The following is a 20,893-nucleotide window of genomic DNA, read 5'->3' as shown; positions in this document are numbered from 1 at the left end:
GGTTCTTAGGCGCCCAGCGCGGTCTTAGCGGCCGCGAGGGCATCGGCGATACCGGCGGCGTTCTTGCCACCGGCCTGGGCCATGTTGGGACGGCCGCCACCGCGACCGTCGACCAGGCCCGCGATCTGCTTGATTACGTTGCCGGCGTGGAAACCGGCCTTCACGGCGTCATCGGAGCCGGCGGCGAGCAGGGCCGGGGTGCCCTTCTCGGTCACGCTGGCGACGACGCAGGCAACGGGGCCGGAAACCTTCTGGTGCACGGTATCCCAGACGTTGCGCAGGTCAGCAGCCTCAAGGCCCTGGAGCTCGGCGACAACAAGCTTGTAGCCATCGAGCTCGAGGGCGCCCTCGATAGCATTGGAGATAGCGTCGGAGGAGCCACCGGTCAGGGCCTTCTTGAGCTTATTGGACGTCTCGCGCAGCTCGGCCTGCAGGTTCTCAACGCGGGCGGGAACCTCGTCAACGCGGCACTTGAGCGCAGCGGCAGCGGCGTCAACGAGTGCCAGGCGGTCGGCCATGTAGTCGAGAGCGCCCTTGGAGGTTACGGCCTCGATACGGCGGACGTTGGAGCCCGTGGAGGACTCGGAGATGATCTTGAACAGGCCGATCTCGGCAGTGTTGGCGGCATGCGTGCCACCGCAGAGCTCGCGAGAGAACGGCTGGTCCTCGGCGCCCACGGAGACAACGCGGACAACGTCGCCGTACTTCTCGCCAAAGAGGGCGACAGCGCCGGCGGCCTTGGCCTCATCGATGCCCATGATGCGGGTCACGACCGGCTTGGAAGCGAAGATCTGCTGGTTGACCAGGTCCTCGACAGCCTTGAGCTGCTCGGAGGACAGGGCCTCAAAGTGCGTGAAGTCAAAGCGCAGGTGCTCGGGCGTCACCAGCGAGCCGGCCTGGGAGACATGCTCGCCCAGGACCTGCTTAAGGGCGGCGTCGAGCAGGTGGGTGGCGGTGTGGTTGCGGCGCAGGAAGCCACGGCGCTCGGCGTCGAGCGAGGCGGTCACGGTGGCACCGACGGTCAGCGTGCCCTCGGCAACGTGGGCGACGTGAGCATACAGGCCGTTGTGGTTCTTGGTATCGGAAACCGTCAGCGCAACGCCCTCGGCAGAAAGCTCACCGGCGTCGCCCTGCTGGCCGCCCATCTCGGCATAGAACGGGGTGCGGTCGAGCACAACCTCGACATCTTCGCCCGCAGCGGCGGACTCTACAGACTCGCCGTTGCGAACAATGGCGACAACCTTGGCGCCCTCGATGACGTCGTTGTCATAGCCGTCGAACTCGGTCGCGGCAACTTTGTCGGAAAGCTCGACCCACACGTCGTTGAAGCTGCCCCAAGCGTCGCCCTTGGCGTTGGCGCGGGCGCGGGCCTTCTGGTCCTCCATGCAGGCGGTAAAGCCGTCCATGTCGACGTCGTGGCCAGCGGTGCCGGCGATCTCGACGGTCAGGTCGATGGGGAAACCAAAGGTGTCATGCAGCTTAAAGGCAACATCGCCCGGAAGGACAGCACCGTCGGCGAGCGCGGCCAGGGCCTCGTCCAGGTAAACGCGGCCGTTGTCGAGCGTCGTGGAGAAGCGCTCCTCCTCGGAGGCGACGATGCCCTTAACGAGCGCGACGTTCTTGAGCAGCTCGGGATAGGCCTCGCCCATCTGAGCGTTGACCTCGTCGATGAACTTGGTCAGGAAGGCGCCCTCGATACCCAGCAGGCGACCGTGGAACACGGCGCGGCGGAGCAGGCGGCGAAGGACGTACTCGCGGCCCTCGTTACCGGGGAGGATGCCGTCCGAGATCATGAAGTCGACGGCACGGGAGTGATCGGCGATGATACGCAGCGAGCGGCTGGCACCGGAGTAATCGTCGGCGTCATAGGTCTTGCCGCTGATCTCCTCGCCCAGCTTGATGAGGTGCTGCATCAGATCGCCGTCGTAGTTGGCGGTCTTGTGCTGCATGATTGCGGCCATGCGCTCCAGGCCCATGCCCGTATCGAGGTTGCGGTGCGGCAGCTCCGGCATGGAGCCGTCCTCCTGGCGGTCGTACTGGGTAAAGACGAGGTTCCAGAACTCCAGGAAGCGGTCGCAGTCGCAGCCGGGCTTGCAGTCGGGGCTGCCGCAGCCGACCTCCTCGCCCATGTCAAAGTAGATCTCGGAGCACGGACCGCAGGGGCCGGTGGGGCCGGCGGCCCAGAAGTTGTCGTCCTCGCCCAGACGCGAGATGTGATCCTCGGCAACGCCCAGAGAGCGCCACACGTCATGGGTCTCGTCGTCCTCGGTAAAGACGGTGAAGTACAGGCGGTCGAGCGGCAGCTTGAACTCCTTGGTGATGAGCTCAAAGGCCCAAGCGCAGGCCTGCTGCTTGGAGACGCCGCCAAAGGAGAAGTCGCCAAGCATCTCAAAGAAGGACAGGTGACGGCCATCCTCGCCGATGCAGTCGATATCGTTGGTGCGGACGCACTTCTGGCAGGAGATAGCGCCGATCTCCTTCATGGTCTTCTTGCCCTGGTAATACTCCTTAAACTGGTTCATGCCGGCGTTGGCAAGCAGCAGCGAAGGATCGTCGGGGACGAGGGACGAAGAAGGATAGAGCTTAAGACCGCGCTCCTCAAAGAAGTTGAGGAACTTAGAGCGAATCTCAGCCGTAGTCATTGACGGGTAGTCAGCACTCATAGAGGGAATCTCCTCGGTTTCACATCGAAACAGTTCAAACGTAACGATATTACCATCCCACCGCGCAAGTGCAAAAAAGAGGGCCGCCAAACAGCGACCCTCCAGCGAATTTGCACGTTATTGCCTATGAACTTGAACTTGAAATGACTTACTGCTCATCATCGTCCATGGAACCGTCGATGCCGGTATTGGTATCGTCGTCCAAGTTTGAATCGTCGTCTTTGGCAAAGGGATTCTTGAAAAAGCCCGTAGCATCGGGCTGAAGGCCCGAGAGCTTGATCCAGGGGTTATCGAGCTCGGGCCTGGGCATGGCCTGCGCCTCGGGCGCAGTCTCGTTACCGATGAGCTCGGACTCATAGATGAACGTATCGTCTCCAAGCGCGTCATAGGCGGCAACCGGGTTACCCTCAGTATCGCGATACGGCGTGCCCTTAAACACGGCCCCGTCGTATGCCACGAGCTGGCGGCCGGTCTCGTTCTCAAAGTAGTAAACGAAAATGCCCTTGAGGGCCGCGCACAGCGGAATGGCGATGACCATGCCGATGGCGCCCATAAGCGCCGAACCGATAACGAGGGCCGTCAGGCTCATGATGGGATGCACCTGGACCGAGCTCTGCATGACTTTAGGCGAAATGACGTTGTCAGTGACATTTTGTGCCACCATGGTCACGACCAAGGTCCACAAAGCCAGCATCGGGCTGAACATAAAGCCGAGCACCGTGGCAATCGCCGCGCTCACCCAGGGACCGACAACCGGGACCAAGTGCATAATGCCCGTAAAGATGGCCATGAGCGCCGCGTAGGGATGGCCAATGAGCGTAAAGCCGATAAAGGCGAGGATGCCACCGCAGATGGACGTCACGACCATGCCGCGCATATAACCGCCGACCGAGCGCGAAAGAATCGCAACCATAAAGCGGTACGAGGTCTCCTTTTCCTGACCAATGATGGTGCAGACCTCGTGGTGCATACGGGGATAGTCGCAGGCCAACCAATAGGCAAGCACCAGACCGAGGAAGATGACGAACAGCTGCGAGGCCGTATTGGTAATGAACGGGAATACACCGCGACCAAGCTCAGCGGCAATCTGAGATACATACTTGGACGCCACGGTAACCAGCGAAGAAAGATTATCGTCCAGATACTCTTTGAGCGGCGTGTTGTTGAGCGTCTTGGCATGCGAGACCATCTCGTTGAGATCACCGCCCGCAACACGAAGCTGCTCAGGCAGGCGGCTCAAGACTTCCATGATCTGGCCAAAGAGAATCGGCGACAAGATGCAAACGACACCGACGAGCACAGCAACGACCACGATCAGCGCGATGAGCGAACCAATGCCACGGTTGACGCCGTGATGCTCGAGCCAGTTAGTGATCGGCGACATCACAAAAGCGATGATGGAACCGACAGCTAGAAACTCGATAACCGGCGCCAAGATACCCATAAGGTTAAAGATGACGGCGGCGATGACAATGCAGCCGACGACGGCCCAAATGCGAAGCGTCAGAATACGGGTATCGCGCAGCGCGCGATCGGTTTGTTGGGGGTGTTCACTCATGAACGAACCATCACTCCGTCGGGGTCGATCTTGTCCTGAACCTTCTTAAGGGTACGGCGCAGCAGGCGCGAGACCTGCACCTGCGAGATGCCCAGCTTCTTGGCGATCTCGATCTGGGTCATGCCCTTTACGAAACGCAGCTCGATAACCTCGCGCTCGCGCGGCGAGAAATCGCGGATGGCCTCCTCAATCACCAGGCGGTCATCGGTAAAGTCGAGCTCGTTGTCGTCGTCGGCGTAGCGGTCGAGAATTGAAGGCGCGTCGTCAGAATCGGACGCACCGGGGGCCTCGATGGGCACCGAGGTATAGGCCGAGGACGATTCCATGGCCTCCAGCACCTCGTCAACGGTCACGTCTAGGTACTCAGCGATTTCCTCAACCTTAGGCGAGCGCTGTAGCTCGTTAGTGAGCTTGTCGGTGGCCTGGTTAACCTTGGCAGAGAGCTCCTGTAGGCGACGCGGAACGCGCACACTCCAACCCTTGTCGCGGAAGTGACGCTTGATCTCACCCAAGATGGTGGGCGTGGCAAACGTGGTGAACTCAAGTCCGCGCTCGGGGTCAAAGCGGTCGATAGCCTTGAGCAAACCCAGATAGCCGACCTGCATGAGGTCGTCGAGCGGCTCGCCGCGATTCTTAAATTTGTTGGCAAGAAACCTTACCAGGTTCATATGGGACATGACGAGCTGCTCGCGGGCGTCCGGATCACCGGTCTCTTTGTAGCGACGAAACAGCTCGCGGGTTTTCTCCTTGTCCCAAGCGGTCTTACCGCTCCGGGAACGTTCGGTCATATTAGATATCCGCCTTGAGATCGAGGGAAAGCGTCAGAGGCGCCGCAGTCTTTTCGTAGGAATCGCACACGCTTGCCAGAATGAGCTCGGCATATACGGCGGCCTGGTCATCCTCATCGACAGTCGCCTGGTCGCCAAAGGTGAAGGTCATGCCCACGTGAGACTCGTCGACATCGAATTTGATCGAGATAACGTCAGAATCAACGGCCGTGCAGCCAAAGATGAAGGCCTCCTCGGCAGCCATACGAATGTCCTCGATGCGATCGACGGACATGGAACAGAGCGCGCCGACATTAGCCGCCGTCATGCGCACCAAGCGTGCCAGACGCGGATCCCCGGCAACAGTCAGCGTGATGGAGTAAGTTGCTTCACTACTCATCGCAGGACTCCTCAAAGGTCTCGGCGGGCGTGTAGGTGTAATACCGGGCTGCTTTAGCAGCAGGCTTCTGTGCATCATCGTCACCAGCAGCGGCATCGTCCCCGGCTTCGCCAATCAGGACACGCTCGGTCGGCTGCTCGGCTTCGGCGGCAGCGGAAAGATTGCGTTCGGCCTCGACCGCGGGAGCCTTCACCTTGTTAAAGAGTTTCTGAACGGCACCGGCCGCAGAGTCGGTCACGCTCGACACAGCATTGCTGGCCTCGGCCATGCTGCCCGTAACCTCGGAAATGTCGCGAACCACGGCTTCGACCTCTACGAGATTGGAGGTAAGGGCGTCGACGGCGGTCTTGCTCGACTTGAGGAGCGGCTCAACCTGCGCCAGCGCGGGGGTGAGCTCATCGACGGCGCCATCGAGCTTTGCTACCACGGGCTGAGCCTCGGCGATGGTGTTGTTAAGGTCGCTCACCGTCTTGTCGAGCGAATCGACGACAGTGCGGGTCTTTCGCAGCGTGAGCGCGAGCTCGATGACAGCCCACACGCCGGCAACGGCGAGCAGCAGCAGGGCGATTTGGATGGGACTCATACAAGCCTCCCGAAGGAATCGAAATACAGACGCTGTTCATGGTACCCCAAAGAGGACCGAACATGCCAAGAGCAGCAACGTGAGACAAAAATACCAGCGGCTACTTCGGTGCATTCCCGCTACGGTCGCGCTCGCTTTGCTCTACACGCCACTCTTCCCAGCCGCGGCCGGCAGGTTGCCAAAACGCACCGCGCTCAAGCCCCTCGGGCAAATAGCGTTGATCGACCCAGCCTTCGGGATAATCATGCGGATACTTATACACACCGTATTCGTCACTGCCCGGGCGATGACGATCGCGTAGATAGCTCGGCACCTCGCGCAGCCCACTTGAATGAATATCGGCCAACGCCGCATCAATCGAGGCCTCACACGCGTTGGATTTTGGCGCCAAGCACACATAGAGTGCAGCCTGAGCCAGATTAATGCGGCACTCGGGATAACCGATGACCTCGGCAGACTTAAACGCGGCATGGGCCACCAATAGCGCCTGCGGGTCGGCGTTGCCAACATCCTCGGAAGCCTGAATCATAATACGGCGAGCGATAAACTTAGGGTCCTCCCCCGCATCGATCATGCGCGCGAGCCAATAGATCGTGGCATCGGGGTCGCTGCCGCGCATAGACTTAATAAACGCGCTGATGATGTCGTAGTGCATGTCGCCGTTTTTGTCATACGAAAAACCACGGCGCGGATTGGCAATCTTTACGTCATCCACGGTAATGGGATAACGCTCCCCCGCCGCCGGCGCTGGCGTTCCCTCGGTATCGGGACGCGTGACGGCAATCTCGCTCGCAAGCTCGAGCGTCGTGAGTGCCGAGCGAGCGTCACCCGCAGCCAGCGTGCAGATGGTCTTAACCGTATCCTCATCGGCCGAGAACTTGCCGTTCAAACCCTGCGGCGCCTCGAGCGCACGCTCGATAAGCGTGGCGATATCCTCGTCCTTTAAATGTTCAAGTTCCACCACGCGACCGCGCGAGAGCAACGCCGAGTTGACCTCGAAGTACGGATTCTCCGTCGTGGCGCCAATCATAATGACGGTACGGTTCTCAACCGCATGCAGCAGGGCATCCTGCTGCGACTTGGAGAAGCGGTGAATCTCGTCGATGAAAAGAATGGTGCGACGGTCGTACGTATTCAGGCGCGTCTTGGCCTCGTCAATCACGCGGCGCAGGTCCTTCACAGTGCCCGTCACGGCGCTGACCTCGACAAACTCGCTCTTGGTATGGTTGGCGATAATGTGGGCCAGCGTCGTCTTGCCCGTACCGGCCGGCCCATACAGAATCACACTCGACAGCACGTCATGCTCAATCGCGGCACGCAACCACGAGCCCCTACCGACGGCCTTTTGCTGGCCCACGTACTCGTCGAGCGAATTGGGCCGCATGCGCACCGCAAGCGGCGCATTCTGAAAGGAACGCTCACGCGTCGAAGCAGAAAACAGGTCGTCCATAGCCATCCCGTGCATCAATCAAAAACGTTTTCCATGAACAGTATACCGAATATATACGAACTACCGTTCGTTAATATAGGTACGGTGCGGAAACATCAATCCCGGGAACAGCTTGCTCGTGAGCTCGCAGAAATAACCGTCCGTCATGCTCGCAATGTAATCCACGACCGTCTGGTCCTTATCGTCCTGCCATGCATAGGTGCGATCGTAGTAGGAAAGCTGCTGCTCAATGCGAGAAATGTGGTGCTTAAAGATATACGAGGACTCGTCGCCTTCGTTTATATCCCGCAGGCAACGGTCATAGAGCTTTTCGAAGGCCTCGCGCAGCTCCGCTTCGGAGTCGCCTTCTATGCCGCCCTTGCTATAGATCTTCTCGTAGTTCTCGCGCTTGGCCCGGCGGATCTCCTCAAACAGGTCCTCGCTCATCTCGATGCGCGGCTTGCCATAGCTGTGCTCGACGATATCGATAGAGGCATGCGTAAGGATCCAGCTGTTGTATGCACCGCCCAGGCCATCGTCAAAGGCGTCGGGTGACAGCAGGCCCGCCGCCATGGCGTCTTGGCGATCGCGCCCAACGTAGGCAAGGATATCCGAGATGCGAACCACGCAGCCCTCGAGCGTCATGGGGCGCAGGTGCTCAATTGCGCTATAACCCGTGGCAATGCATTCCTCGACGGTTCGGTCGAACTGGTTAAAGGAACCCATGTCCGAAAGCTCAAAAACACGCTGTTCGTACTCGCCGTTGTGGCACAGTACGCCATCGAGCGTCTGGAGCGACACGTTGCGGCCGTACAGCGCGTCGAGCACGCGGACGGATTGTACGTTATGGAAAAAATAGCGACCCGTGCGCTCGTGATAGATATCGTTGAGGAAACGCTCACCGGCATGGCCAAAGGGCGTGTGGCCCAAGTCGTGGCCTAAGCCAATCGCCTCGATCAGATCGCAGTTGAGCCCCAGAGCACGCCCGATATCGCGAGCGATGCGCGAGACAAGCTGCACGTGCAGGCCGCGGCGCGACAGATCGTCGTTGCTGCGAAAACTGAAGACCTGCGTTTTGCCTGCATAACGTGTGTATGCTGGCAGATGCAGAATCTTTTCGATATCGCGCATAAAGGCCGGACGCATAAGCGTGCCCTCGTCTGCGGCCCGATCGACACGGCGGATGGCCTGGTCGTCACCGTATCGATAGGGATTAACGACACCCGCGGCGCGGTCGGCGGCAATGCGCTCGACCAGCTCGGGCGACAACGCCGCGGGAATGCGATCCAGGCGCGCCTTGATGGCGGCTGTCTGTTGATTGATTGCCATGGCATGCTCCTTAAAAAGGGCGCGCAAACGGTTACAGCGTACTACCCACGAACTCGATTATGGCAAATATTGGCACCAAAAACGGCAGCAAAGGCAGCGAGCGCGATTTTACGATGAGACAGGCGGCGGCAAGGGTCAGGAGCGCAACTGCAAACGCGACGACGCCGCCCAGGGGATCGAAGGTGCAAAGGGCAAAGAGCGCCTTGGCATCCCCCATGCCAACGCCGGGGGCATGGCGAAGGCGACGCCAGAGTGACTCAGTAAGCACAAGGGCAAGGTAGACGATGACCGCAAGACCGGCGTGGTCAAGCGCCATGTTAACGCCCTTGTCGAGCCAGACGCCTGCAAACGCCGCCACCGCACACGCGCCGGCAAGCTCATTGGGAAACCGCCGATCGCGGGCATCAATCGCCGCGCCGGCAAAGATGCAAATCCAAAACGGGATATAGAACATCGAAACCCCTCAACTGAGCGCTCAAACGTAAAACCACCGCAAAGGTTCTATCCCCTTTGTGGTGGTTTTGATGGTGGTTATTTGGCGCCCTGCATGACCTCGTCGAGGGTAACGCTTACGGCGTGCTGCGTCGGCACCCAGTCGACCTTCAAGAACAGCGCTGCCACCGTAATGGGGATATAGCTGAACATAAAGATCGGGAAGGTAAACAGGTTGGTTACCAGACGCCACTTTTGCGCGCAGTGAATATGCTTGTATTCAAAGATAGTCGTGAGCAGCGCCAGGATAAAGAAAGTCTGATACATCATAGCGAAGGTCATAATGAGCGAAGCGGCACACGCCTGCATCTCGACTTCGGTAGCCAAGAAACCGTGCGAAAGGCCGCCCACGATGAGGAACGTCGCATTAGCGAGCATCGAGATCAGAGAGAGCAGCATGCCCGGCGCGATCGTCATAAACATGTCGTAGGCGGCAAAGCGATGATAGCGGAAGGTCGATTTGACCAGGTGCTTACCGTACGTAAAGAACACCTGGTAGAAGCCCTTGGTCCAACGCATACGCTGTTTCCAGGATGCCTTAAACGTCACGGGCTGTTCGTCAAAGAACTCCGCCGGCGCATAGCCAATGCGAATGCCGTGAATGGCACAGAACGTGGTGAACTGAATATCCTCGGTCAGCGTGTGGAACTGCCAGCCGTGCATACCCTCGATAACGCTGGCGGAGATGAGGTAGCCCGAACCCGAAACGGCGCAAGACGTCTTACAGATGTTGCGCGCGTTGTTAAGAAAGCGCGCCTCGCGCAGATACCACGTGGCATTAGCTGCCGAGATCCACGAGCTGCCAAAGTTCTTGGAATTGCGATAGCTCGTAACAACATGAAAGCCCTGGTCAAAAGCATCGTTCATCTTGGACACGTAATCGCGGGCGATAACGTTATCGGCATCGAAGATAAAGTAGCCTTCAAACGTATCGGGATACTCGTTAAGGATGCGGTCGAAGCCATAGTCCATGACCCAGCTCTTGCCTTTACGGGCCAAGTCATTGCGCTCATAGACGACGGCGCCCGCCTCGCGCGCGAGCTGCGCCGTGTTGTCGGTGCAGGCATCGGCGACCACGAAGACCTCGATAAGCTCGGACGGATAATCTTGGTCCTTAATGGAGCGCACGAGGTTGGCGATCACGGCCTCCTCGTTATGCGCCGCGATAAAGAAGGCATAACGATGGAGCTTCTTGGCCTTGGGAGGCGCGACCTCACCACGAAGAGCGCCGATGACAAAGAAGACCACCTGGTACAGAAAGCAGACCGTAAGCAGCGTGACGACAATCTGGTTGAAGATCACGATAGGTGTGTTGGTTTGTAAAAAGGCGAGCATGCAGGCTCCCGGGAACGCGTGACGTAAACAACCGTATATCTTACCGCAGGCTTACGGAGTTCAAGAAACCACCTAATACTGGCTAGGCCTCGAGCAGACCGAGCTGAGGGACGATTTCGTTGCCAGCGGCAGTGCGGCCGAGCGAACGCGGGGCCAGATCATCCAGAACCGCCGCAAGATCCCATGGCAGCTCGTCACGGCACTCGATGTGCTCCCCCGTCACGGGATGATCGAACGCCACACGCCAGGAATGCAGGAACTGCCTGGTCAAACCCTGATCGGCACGAGCATCGCACTTACCATAGAGTGGATCGCCCACGCAGGCGTGGTTGATATGGCGCATGTGAACGCGAATCTGATGCGTGCGGCCGGTAAACAGGTGACACTCGACAAGCGTGTAGCCGTCGTCGAAGCGCGTGGAATCAAAGCGCTCAAGGACCTTAAAGGTCGTGATGGCCTGGCGCGCAAAGGGGTCATCGGAAACCGCCATCTTCACGCGGTCGCGCGTGGAGCGAGCGATACCAGTATTGATAGTGCCCTCGTCCATGGCGATGTGCCCATGAACGAGCGTAATATAGCGACGGTCGAGCGTGCGCGTGCGGATGAGATTTTGAAGCGCACGCTGGGTGTCATCGTCTTTAGCCGCGAGCATAAGACCCGAGGTATCGCGATCCAGACGATGCACGATGCCGGGGCGGTCCTCGCCCTGCACGGTACCCAGATGGTCGATGCCGCAGTGATAGACCAAGGCATTCGCAAGGGTGCCGCTCTCATGACCATGCGCAGGATGGCACACCAGGCCGCGCTGCTTGGAGAGCACCATGAGATAGTCGTCCTCATAGCGAATGTCGAGCGGGATGGCCTCGGGGATCACGTCGGTCGGGTCATGCGGCTCGGGCAGGTCGACCGAGATGCGGTCACCGGAGCGTACGACATACTTTTTAGATAGGCAGGTCTCGCCGTTGACGGCAACGGCGCCTCCCTCGATCAGATGCGCGCAGGCAGAGCGCGTGGGGCAGCCATCGTTGGCGCCCAGATAGGCGTCGAGACGTTGACCGGTGCAATCGTCGGCAACGAGAATATGGATGTCGGCCATTACCGCTCATTCCTTTCGCGAATCTTGCGGGCACGCTCCCCACGCTGCTTAGCTTTACGTTTGGCGCGGGCCTCGTCACGGGCGTTGAGCTCGGCGGTCGCATCGACCTCGCGAGCGGCGGGACTCAAGAACATGTATCCGATGAGCGCCAGAACGACACCGGCGGTAATGCCGATATCGGCCACGTTAAAGACGGGGAAATCAATGAAGGTAGTGGCAATAAAATCAGTCACAAAGCCCATGGCCAGGCGATCGATCGCGTTGCCGATGGCGCCGCCCGCAACCATGGCCATACCCACGACCTCTAGGCGAGCGAGCTGAGGAGCACGGAGCAAGTACACGGCAATGGCGGCAATGGCCGCAAGCGCCAGCACGGCAAACGCTATGCCATGGCCCTCGCCCATGCTAAAGGCAGCTCCGATATTGCGGACAAACACAAAATCGATCACGCCGGGGATAACAGTCATATGCAGGGTATCGCCCACGGCACGAACCGCAAGCTTGGTCAGCTGGTCAACAAGCAACACAAAGAGCGCCACCCCACCAGCAACACCCAACCGCCAACGCAAAGGCGGCGTCATATCCGCACCACGACCCAAAGAAATCCCCTACCCTCAAGAACGTCGAATTCCATTTAACGCAAATAACCATCTTATATTGCCTTACGCAGAACGCACGACATATCCACCAATGCGACAAAGGGGCTGTCCCCTTGTCCCTTCACCGGGTAGTCTTTTTGGGACGGGGCTTTTTTAGCTACCCAGTCCAGCGCTTTCGAAGATTAAGTCCTTATTTGAGGTAGGGTAGCTAAAAAAGCCCCGTCCCAAAAAGACTACCGACACCGAAAACCCGCCAGAGCGAGCAAGGTGCCTTGAAGCAAGGCGGCATAGACCTTCTGGTCATGCCGCCGAAGCTGAAAGGCAGATTGCCGCTCTGGCGGGTTTGCAGCGTCAACCTGTTACGCGGTTTGGTAAAACCGCGTAACTACAAGGCATTCGCGCAGCGCTTGCAGATATGCGCGTGACCGTTGTACTCGCCGACGGTGGTGCGATAGTTCCAGCAACGGTCGCAGCACTCGCCCTCGGCGGCCTCAATAGCGACGGAAAGCTCCTCGCCCTGGGTCAGCTCAACATCGGAGACGATGTAGAACTCGGCCAGATCGACGGCCTTGTCGCCGGTCAGCAGCGCATACATCTCGGCGGGAACGACCGCCTTGACGCGGACCTGCTGGCTCTTGGTGAAGGTGCCGGCGGAGCGGGCATCCTCAAGGGCCTTGGTCACAGCGCTACGGAGCTCGAGCGAGGCCTCGAGCACGCCCTCGAACTCATTGGCCTCGTCGACCGTGATGGGCGACTTGTACCAATCGAGCAGCGCGGCGTACTTCTGGTGATCGACGCAGCCGGCGGGCGCATAGGCCATGGCCTCGTCGACCGTGTAGGACAGGATCGGCTGCAGGTCGCGCATGAGCATCGAGAAGAGCTCAGCGAGCACGGTCTGGGCGCTGCGGCGCTCGAGCGAGCCGGGCTTGTCGCAGTACAGACGGTCCTTCAGGGCGTCGAGGTACACGTTGGAAAGCTCGGTAACCACAAAGTCGTAGAGCGCACGGTAGGCGCGCGGGAACTCGTAGCTGGCGTAGGCGTCGTCGACCTCGGCCTGGACCTGGGTCAGACGGGCAACCATGAGCTTGTCGAGCGGCAGCAGGTCGGCAAAGGCGACGCCGTCGGTCTCGGGCTCAAACTGACCCTCGAGCTCGGAGAGCAGGAAGCGCAGCGTGTTGCGGAAACGACGGTAGGCATCGGACGTACGAGCAAGGATCTCGTGGTCGATGGAGACGTCGGAGCTGGTATCGACCGAGGCGACCCACAGGCGGATGATATCGGCGCCCATCTCGTCGCAGACCTTGTTGGGGTCGATGACGTTGCCGAGCGACTTGGACATCTTGCGGCCCTGGCCATCGAGCGTGAAGCCCTGCGAGACGACCGCCTTGTACGGAGCGTGGCCATTGGCACCCACCGAGGTGAGCAACGAGCTCTGGAACCAACCGCGGTGCTGGTCGGAGCCCTCGAGGTACACATCCGCCGGGTACTCAAGCTCGGGGCGATACTCGCAGACGGCCTTCCAGGACACGCCGGAGTCCCACCACACGTCGAGGATGTCCTTATCGGCCTTGAGGTGATGGCCGCCGCACTTGGGGCAGACGCAAGCCTCGCCCAGGTAACTCTCGGGAGCGTCGGTGAACCAGGCGTCGGAGCCCTTCTCGTGGAAGAGCTTGATGACGGCGTCGAGCGTGGCGTCGTTCATGACCTTCTCGCCGCAGTCGGCGCAGGTGTAGCTGGGGATAGGCACGCCCCAGTTGCGCTGACGGCTGATGCACCAGTCGGGACGCTGCTCGACCATGGCACCGATGCGGTTGGCCGCGTGAGCCGGATACCACTTGACGTTCTCGCGGATCTCTTTGCCAGCCTGCTCGCGCAAACCGGTCTTGTCCATCGAGACAAACCACTGGTCGGTAGCACGGAAGAGCACCGGGTGCTTGCAGCGCCAGCAGTGCGGATAGCTGTGCGTGATCTTCTTCTCGAGGACCAGGGTGCCGCGCTCGCGCAGGAACTCGATGATGTGCGGATTGGCCTCGTCGGTATCCATACCGCTGAAGGGGCCACCGGTACCAAACTCCTCGCCGGTGTAGAACTTACCGTCGTCATCAACCGGCATGCAGATATCGGTGATGCCCTCCTTGAGGCAGGCGAAGTAGTCGTCAACGCCATGGCCGGGCGAGTTGTGGACGATACCGGTACCGTCATCGACGCCGACGTAATCGGCCAGCAGCGCCACGCCCTCGACACCGTCAAAGATCGGCTGCTTGTAGTGGATGTGGTGGAAGGTCTCAGCGGGAACCACATAGGGCTTACCGTCGACCATGACCGGGGTGTACTCCCAGCCAAACTCCTCACAGCACTTGGGAGCCAGGTCCTCGAGCATGACCTCGGCACGGCCATCGTGGTCAACGGCAACATAGGCGGCGCCGGGCTTAAGGGAAACGGCCTGGTCGGAGGGAATGGTCCACGGCGTGGTCGTCCAGATGATGAAGTCAACCGGGCCGTCGAAGTTCTCGAGACCGGCAGGCTTAGTGGTCATCTCAAAGCGCACGAAGATGGACGGGCTCGTCTCGTCGGAGTACTCGATCTCGGCCTCGGCCAGTGCGGTGTGGCAGTGCTTGCACCAGTGGACGGGCTTATGACCGCGATAGATCATGCCCTTGTCGAACATGGCCTTGAAGACCTCGATGTCGGCGGCGTCATGCTGGTGATAGAGCGTCAGATACGGGTTGTCCCAGTCGCCAAGCACGCCCAGGCGACGGAAGCCGGCCTTCTGCAGCTCGATGTTCTCGACAGCGAACTTATTGCAAAGCTCGCGGATCTTAGCCGTGGAGGTCTGGTTGAACTTCTCGGTGCCAAGCTTCTCCTCGACCTTGTGCTCAATCGGCTGACCGTGGCAGTCCCAACCGGGGACATAGGGAACCTCATAGCCCTGCATCATCCAGTAACGGTTGATCATGTCCTTAGAGATCTTGTTCATGGCGTGGCCGATGTGGATCGGGCCGTTGGCATACGGAGGGCCGTCGTGCAGCACGAACTTCTTGTGACCCTTGTTCTTCTTTAGAACTTGCTCGTAGACCTTGTTGTCCTGCCAGTCCTTGAGTCGCTTGGGCTCGGACTTGGAAAGACCGGCACGCATGGGAAAACCGGTCTTGGGCAGATTCATCGTCTGCTTGTACTCGTTTGCCACGGTACCCCTTTCTTGTCATGGGCGCGCACGCCCTCTGGGCACCAAAAAAGCGCCCGTCCCTGCAAGCTGGGACGAAGCGCCACAAGACAGGCAGTCTGCCCGTAAAAGCTCTTCGCTTAACCACCCAGCTTAGATGCCCTCGCCCGCGTCGCCGCGCGCTCGCATCCGTTACTCGGCTGGCCTGTATCGACGACCATCTCGGCGATATCTACTAAGACGTGCCTGCGCGGCACGTCCGTTGGGACCGCAGCTCCGGGGTGATTTTCATCGGTCGCATGCACGGGTTCTCAGCGCTCCCCGCTCTCTGTAGCATGCGGACGGCCGACTACTCGTCCCCATCAACGCTTATTCGGAGTATGCTAGCACGTTCCGCGCCGGCGAAAAACCCTCAACACTGGTTTTATACGTTCGAAATTTCTCGCGGCTGTGGACCTTCTCTAGGAGCAAAATACCTGAAAGCACTTTATCGAACGAAAGAAGGTTGCTATGCGCACGATCGGAGTGAGCGACTATACCGTCGGCGAGGACTGCTTCGACGAGCTGCCCGGCGCGCTGGCCGAATACGGAGCGACCAAGGTCGCAATCATCGGTGGCAAGCGAGCACTGGCTGCAGCACTTCCCGGTATCGAAGCCGCGCTGGCAGGCACCGGCGTCGAGGTTCTGGAGACGCGCGTCTACGGCACCAACAGCACACGCGCCAATATCGCCAAGGTCGTAAACTCCCCCGCCTGCCAGCAGGCAGACGTGCTCATAGCCTGTGGTGGCGGCAAGGCACTCGACACCGTGAAGACCGCGGCCATCGAGCTCAAGAAGATCGTCTTTACGGTCCCGACGATCTGTTCCAACTGCTCCGCCGCGACCGCCATTGCCGTTGTCTACAACGACGACGGCTCGCTCGAGGGCTATTCGTACCCCAACCGCCCCGCGCACATCTTCATCAACCCCAAGATCATCGCCGAGGCACCGGCAGAGTACTTCTGGGCCGGCGTGGGCGATGCCCTGTCCAAGCAGCCCGAGGTCGAGTACGCCACGAGCGCCGGAAATTTGGAGCACACCGCCGGTCTTGGCCTGGCACTCGCCCACACCTGCTCCGAGCCGCTGTTTACCTATGGCGTCCAGGGTCTTGAGGACGTGCGCCAGGACCTGTCGAGCGAGGCCGTCAAGCAGATCGCGCTCGATATCGTGGTCAACACGGGCTATGTCTCGAACCTGACCAACCAGAACGATTACTACTACAACTCGAGCGTGGCACACGCGTTCTACAACGCCACTTGCAGCATTCCGCGTGAGGACACCTACCTGCACGGCGAGGTCGTAAGCCTGGGCGTGCTCGTGCTGTTCGCCTACACGGGCGACACCGAGAACCTTGAACGATACGCGGCCTTTAACAAGCAGATGGGCCTGCCCGTGACGCTTGAGCAGGTCGGGCTTTCCGAGGCCGATATCCCTGCCCTGTGCGAGTACGCGCACGCCACCAACGAGTGGAAGCAGGGTAACCCCGAGCCCTTCACCGACGAGAAGTTCGCCGCCGCCATCAAGGCAGCCAACGCCTACGGCCACACGCTCCTCGCCTAACCTACCAAAAAGGGACAGGTTTATTTTGGCAGGTTTTATCTGGGAAAACGCCATTGAACATCTGTTGAAATTGTTTAGCTTGCCAGTAAAGGGGGCGACCATCTACTCGATGGCCGCCCCCTTTCATTTGCTATTCCAACATGCTCGGGTCAAATTCACTTGCGGGAATCACACGGTACCCGTGGCGCAGGAGCAGGTCGACGAAGACACCGTTGCCCGCGGTGAGCGTGCCGCTAAAGGTGCCATCGTAGACGCGACCTGCACCGCACGAGGGACTACGGTCCTGTAAGATGCACGCGGCGATCTCTTCCGGCCCGCCCGCCTGCTCGCACATATCGAGTGCTCGTTGGGCACCCAAGCGAAATTCCCTGTCAACGGACACGCCCTCGCAGGTACGGACTTCGCCGTTCACAATTTCGGACGGCTTGCGCGGCGTGGGCAGACCGCCAAAAACCTCGGGGCACACGAGGAGCACCTCGGTTCCCGTGCGCTCGCAAGCCTCGACCAGCTCGCGATGGTAATTATCGAGCCCGTTATACTTGCAGCTCTCGCCCATCAAGCAGGCACTAACCACGATCTTCATATACAACTCTTCCCAAGCAAAACGCCCCATTTGAGGTGGACACTCAAATGGGGCGAAAGCACTGCGCAACTAGTATTACTGCTGCTTTGGCATCAGCGGATTCTCACGCGTGAGGAGATTCATAAACTCCTCGCCCGTGATCGTCTCCTTCTTGTACAGATAACGAGCCAGCTCGTGGAGCTTAAACTTGTTCTCCTTCAGGATCTGCAGGGCGCGGTCGTGCGCATCCTCGATCAGCTTGGCGACAATCGCGTCCACACGCTCGGCCGTACCGGGGGCGCAGGTGAGCGACGTATCCTGGTTAAGGTACGCGTTCTGCACGGTACCGAGCGCCATCATGCCAAACTCATCGGACATACCAAAGCGCGTCACCATGTTACGGGCGAGCTTGGTGGCCTGCTCGATATCGTTGGCGGCGCCGGTCGTCATCTCGCCAAAGATGAGCTCCTCGGCTGCACGGCCACCGCAATAGACGGCGAGCTTGTCCAGGATCTCCTGGCGCGTGGTCAGGAAGCGCTCATCCTCCTCGACCTGCATGGTGTAGCCCAGAGCACCGCTCGTGCGCGGCACGATGGTGATCTTCGTGACCGGCGCAGAGCCCTTCTGGCGAGCGGCAACGATGGCATGACCGATCTCGTGGTAAGAAACGACCTGCTTCTCGTGGTCGGACAGCACCGTGGACTTGCGCTGCTGACCGGCGATGACGACCTCCACCGACTCCTCAAAGTCGTCCTGCGTGGCGCGCTTGCGACCCTCGCGGACGGCACGCAGGGCGCCCTCGTTGATAATGTTGGCCAGGTCGGCGCCCGAGGCACCGGGCGTGGCGCGGGCAATCGCGGTCAGATCGATCGGCGGCTGCGTCTTCACGCTCTTGGCGTGCAGCTCAAGAATGTTCTTACGGCCGGTCAGGTCGGGCAGCTCAACGGGGATGCGGCGATCAAAACGACCGGGGCGCAACAGGGCCGGGTCAAGGCTGTCGGGACGGTTGGTTGCAGCGAGGACGACGATACCCTTGTGGTTATCGAAGCCGTCCATCTCGGTCAGCAGCTGGTTGAGCGTCTGCTCGCGCTCGTCGTTACCACTAAAGCCGCCGCCGTCACGCTTCTTGCCGATGGTATCGATCTCATCGATAAAGACGATGCACGGGGCCTTTTCCTTGGCCTGCTTAAACAGATCGCGAACCTTGGCGGCGCCGCGGCCGACGAACATCTCAACAAACTCAGAGCCCGAAATACTAAAGAACGGCACACCAGCCTCGCCGGCCACAGCCTTGGCAAGCAGGGTTTTACCGGTGCCCGGAGGGCCGACAAGGAGGGCACCGCGCGGCAGCTTGGCGCCAATCTCCTCGTAGCGCTGCGGCTTCTCCAGAAAGTCGACGACCTCCTTGAGGGACTCCTTGGCCTCTTCCTGGCCAGCAACATCCTTAAAGGTCACGCCCACGTCCTTGGAGGCAATCACGCGCGCGCCGGACTTGCCCAGTCCACCGCCGCCAAAACCGCCGCCGCCAAAGTTCATCGACGGACCGTCATCACCCATGGCCTTCTTCATGCGGCGGTTGAGCCACCAGCCGATCAGGAAGAAAATCGCCATGGGAAGAATGAGGGTGAGCAGGTAGTAAGTCATCAGACCCGAGTTCTTATCGGGAACGACCGACTCAAGCGAGGCGCCAGATTCAAGCACGCGATCGGTAAAGCCCGCATCATTCGGCACACCGGTCGTCTTGTAGGCGATGTTCTCGTCCTCGCCCTTCTTGGTGTAATAAATCGAGTAATCGTCCGTGTTGTACTCGACCTTATCGACGCTCTTCTTGTCGAGCGCTTTGACAAACGTCGAGTAATCGGTCTTCGTAATCTGCTGCGTGTGACCGATGTTGGGGAACAGAACGGTCGAGAGCACGAGGTAGACGACGAAGGCGATGAGCACGTAGAGGATCATATTCCGTCTACGTTTGTTGTCATCCATCTCCATCTGCTTGAACTCCATCTACTGGGGTTGATAATGCTAACTAGAATACCCCACCCGGCCGGCGATAAACCGTCACCGGGCACGAAAGGACAGAGATGGCATCACTGGAAGTCGGCAAGGTTCAAATCTATACGGGCGACGGCAAGGGCAAGACGACGGCTGCGCTGGGGCTCGCGCTGCGCGCCACGGGCTATGGACTTAACGTGCTCATGCTTCAGTTTGCCAAGAAGCTGCACTGCGCCGAACATGACGCAGCTCATCGATTGGGGCTTTGCATCGAACAAGCCGACCGCGAAACGCCCGAAGCCTGTGCCGCACAGATCATGGATCTGGCGCGCGAGCAGATTAGCCAAGTCGACGTGCTGATCTTGGATGAGCTGGGAGAAGCCATGCGACGGGGCTTTGTGACGCGCGAAGATGTCGAAGCGTTGATCGCGATGAAACCAACCACCACGGAGCTCGTACTCACTGGCCGCGGCTTGCTGCCCCTCGCCGACCTTGCCGACCTCGTAACCGAAATGCGCCCCGTCAAACACTACTTCGACGAAGGCCTCCTAGCCCGTCAAGGCATCGAATACTAATTGATCCAAAGGGGACGGAGGAAAACGAATCATCGACATCACCACGGAGAGCAATGATCCGTTTTCCTCTGTCTCATACGGATCATTAGGCAGTGGCGCGGCCTAGCCAGTTGCCGCTGTGGTGGTAGATGGTGAACATCGTGGCCGTGATGAGCCAGGTTACGGGGTAAACCAGCAGCAGGAGCTCAAGCGACGGATCGAAAGGCATGATCGCAAACACCCAGATCACCCTGAGCACGACGGTGCCGAAAATCGTGAGAATCATGGGCTGCAAGCTCACGCCGGCACCGCGAATGGAGCCCGACGCGTTTTCGATAATCGAGAAAATCGCATAGAACGGCGCAATAAAATGGATGATGGTCGTGGTGTAGGCCGAGATCGAAGCATCGTCGACAAACAGACGCGACAGAGGACCCGAGAACACCAGCAGCACGGCAGACAGGCCACCAATGAGCATAAACGACAGCACGAGCGACGTATGGTAGCCCTTGCGCATGCGCTCGTAGTTGCGCGCGCCAAAGTTCTGTGCCGAAAACGTGGTGATCGACACGCCAAGCGCCTCGGTAACCATCCAGACAATGCCATCCAAGCGGCCCGAAAGACCCCAGGCCGTGGTGACATCGGCACCAAACGAGTTGACCGACACCTGAATCAAGACGTTGGAAATCGAATACGCAGCAGACTGAAAGCCAAGCGGCAGACCACACGAGATCATGCTCTTGCAAATACCAGGATCAATGCCGAGTTTGGA

At 59.6% G+C, this 20,893-nt stretch carries 17 protein-coding genes; 2 read left to right on the top strand and 15 right to left on the bottom strand.

The features are described 5' to 3' along the window. Nucleotides 1-5: 5 nt before the first annotated feature. From alaS to ileS, 12 genes are all read right to left on the bottom strand, one after another. On the bottom strand, nucleotides 6-2,663 hold the full coding sequence (gene alaS / locus ACQRCA_RS00085) for an alanine--tRNA ligase (protein WP_427717304.1): 2,658 nt from the start codon (nucleotides 2,661-2,663) through the stop codon (nucleotides 6-8). Between the two features lie 148 nt (nucleotides 2,664-2,811). Further along, complete coding sequence (locus ACQRCA_RS00080; protein ID WP_427717301.1) at nucleotides 2,812-4,221, bottom strand: AI-2E family transporter; 1,410 nt, start codon at nucleotides 4,219-4,221, stop codon at nucleotides 2,812-2,814. Further along, on the bottom strand, nucleotides 4,218-5,009 hold the full coding sequence (locus ACQRCA_RS00075) for an RNA polymerase sigma factor SigF (RefSeq protein WP_427717298.1): 792 nt from the start codon (nucleotides 5,007-5,009) through the stop codon (nucleotides 4,218-4,220). The genes ACQRCA_RS00080 and ACQRCA_RS00075 overlap by 4 nt, the downstream gene beginning before the upstream one ends. 1 nt (nucleotide 5,010) lies before the next feature. Beyond that, entirely contained in the window at nucleotides 5,011-5,388 is a 378-nt protein-coding gene (locus tag ACQRCA_RS00070; protein WP_427717296.1) for an ATP-binding protein, read from the bottom strand. Continuing rightward, nucleotides 5,381-5,971 carry a hypothetical protein gene (locus tag ACQRCA_RS00065; RefSeq protein ID WP_427717294.1) on the bottom strand — a complete coding sequence of 197 codons (591 nt, stop codon included), beginning with the start codon at nucleotides 5,969-5,971 and terminating at the stop codon, nucleotides 5,381-5,383. The genes ACQRCA_RS00070 and ACQRCA_RS00065 overlap by 8 nt, the downstream gene beginning before the upstream one ends. A 100-nt stretch (nucleotides 5,972-6,071) precedes the next feature. Next, entirely contained in the window at nucleotides 6,072-7,421 is a 1,350-nt protein-coding gene (locus ACQRCA_RS00060) for a replication-associated recombination protein A (protein ID WP_427717291.1), read from the bottom strand. A gap of 60 nt (nucleotides 7,422-7,481) precedes the next feature. After that, the gene (locus ACQRCA_RS00055) at nucleotides 7,482-8,729 is read right to left on the bottom strand and encodes a deoxyguanosinetriphosphate triphosphohydrolase family protein (protein WP_427717289.1); all 1,248 of its coding nucleotides are present in this window, start codon (nucleotides 8,727-8,729) and stop codon (nucleotides 7,482-7,484) included. 31 nt (nucleotides 8,730-8,760) lie between these two features. Beyond that, entirely contained in the window at nucleotides 8,761-9,183 is a 423-nt protein-coding gene (locus ACQRCA_RS00050; protein ID WP_427717286.1) for a prepilin peptidase, read from the bottom strand. A gap of 77 nt (nucleotides 9,184-9,260) precedes the next feature. After that, on the bottom strand, nucleotides 9,261-10,556 hold the full coding sequence (locus ACQRCA_RS00045) for a glycosyltransferase family 2 protein (RefSeq protein ID WP_154515488.1): 1,296 nt from the start codon (nucleotides 10,554-10,556) through the stop codon (nucleotides 9,261-9,263). Between the two features lie 82 nt (nucleotides 10,557-10,638). After that, on the bottom strand, nucleotides 10,639-11,652 hold the full coding sequence (locus ACQRCA_RS00040; RefSeq protein WP_427717282.1) for an RluA family pseudouridine synthase: 1,014 nt from the start codon (nucleotides 11,650-11,652) through the stop codon (nucleotides 10,639-10,641). After that, nucleotides 11,652-12,233: a signal peptidase II gene (lspA, locus tag ACQRCA_RS00035; RefSeq protein WP_427717279.1), complete on the bottom strand. Its 582-nt coding sequence runs from the start codon at nucleotides 12,231-12,233 to the stop codon at nucleotides 11,652-11,654. The genes ACQRCA_RS00040 and lspA overlap by 1 nt, the downstream gene beginning before the upstream one ends. Nucleotides 12,234-12,636: 403 nt before the next feature. Continuing rightward, complete coding sequence (ileS, locus tag ACQRCA_RS00030) at nucleotides 12,637-15,414, bottom strand: isoleucine--tRNA ligase (RefSeq protein ID WP_427717586.1); 2,778 nt, start codon at nucleotides 15,412-15,414, stop codon at nucleotides 12,637-12,639. A 510-nt stretch (nucleotides 15,415-15,924) separates the two neighbouring features. On the opposite strand from ileS, the gene ACQRCA_RS00025 reads away from it, so the two are divergent. After that, entirely contained in the window at nucleotides 15,925-17,013 is a 1,089-nt protein-coding gene (locus ACQRCA_RS00025; RefSeq protein ID WP_427717276.1) for an iron-containing alcohol dehydrogenase family protein, read from the top strand. Between the two features lie 130 nt (nucleotides 17,014-17,143). On the opposite strand, the gene ACQRCA_RS00020 is transcribed toward ACQRCA_RS00025, so the two are convergent. Both ACQRCA_RS00020 and ftsH read right to left on the bottom strand, forming a co-directional pair. After that, nucleotides 17,144-17,596, bottom strand: coding sequence for a DUF523 domain-containing protein (locus tag ACQRCA_RS00020; RefSeq protein ID WP_427717274.1), 453 nt, complete (start codon nucleotides 17,594-17,596; stop codon nucleotides 17,144-17,146). Between the two features lie 75 nt (nucleotides 17,597-17,671). After that, complete coding sequence (gene ftsH, locus ACQRCA_RS00015; RefSeq protein WP_195838531.1) at nucleotides 17,672-19,564, bottom strand: ATP-dependent zinc metalloprotease FtsH; 1,893 nt, start codon at nucleotides 19,562-19,564, stop codon at nucleotides 17,672-17,674. A gap of 92 nt (nucleotides 19,565-19,656) precedes the next feature. On the opposite strand from ftsH, the gene ACQRCA_RS00010 reads away from it, so the two are divergent. After that, nucleotides 19,657-20,142 (top strand): cob(I)yrinic acid a,c-diamide adenosyltransferase, encoded by a 486-nt coding sequence (locus tag ACQRCA_RS00010; protein WP_427717271.1) that lies wholly within the window; start codon nucleotides 19,657-19,659, stop codon nucleotides 20,140-20,142. 85 nt (nucleotides 20,143-20,227) lie between these two features. Here ACQRCA_RS00010 and ACQRCA_RS00005 read toward each other — a convergent pair. Beyond that, nucleotides 20,228-20,893: MATE family efflux transporter (locus ACQRCA_RS00005; RefSeq protein WP_427717269.1), on the bottom strand; the 666-nt coding region annotated here is incomplete at its 5' end.

This window comes from Collinsella sp. SGI.095 (assembly GCF_050314535.1).
Lineage (GTDB): Bacteria > Actinomycetota > Coriobacteriia > Coriobacteriales > Coriobacteriaceae > Collinsella.
The sequence above is the reverse complement of the archived record's forward strand: the minus strand, read 5'-3'. Positions and strand labels throughout refer to the sequence as shown.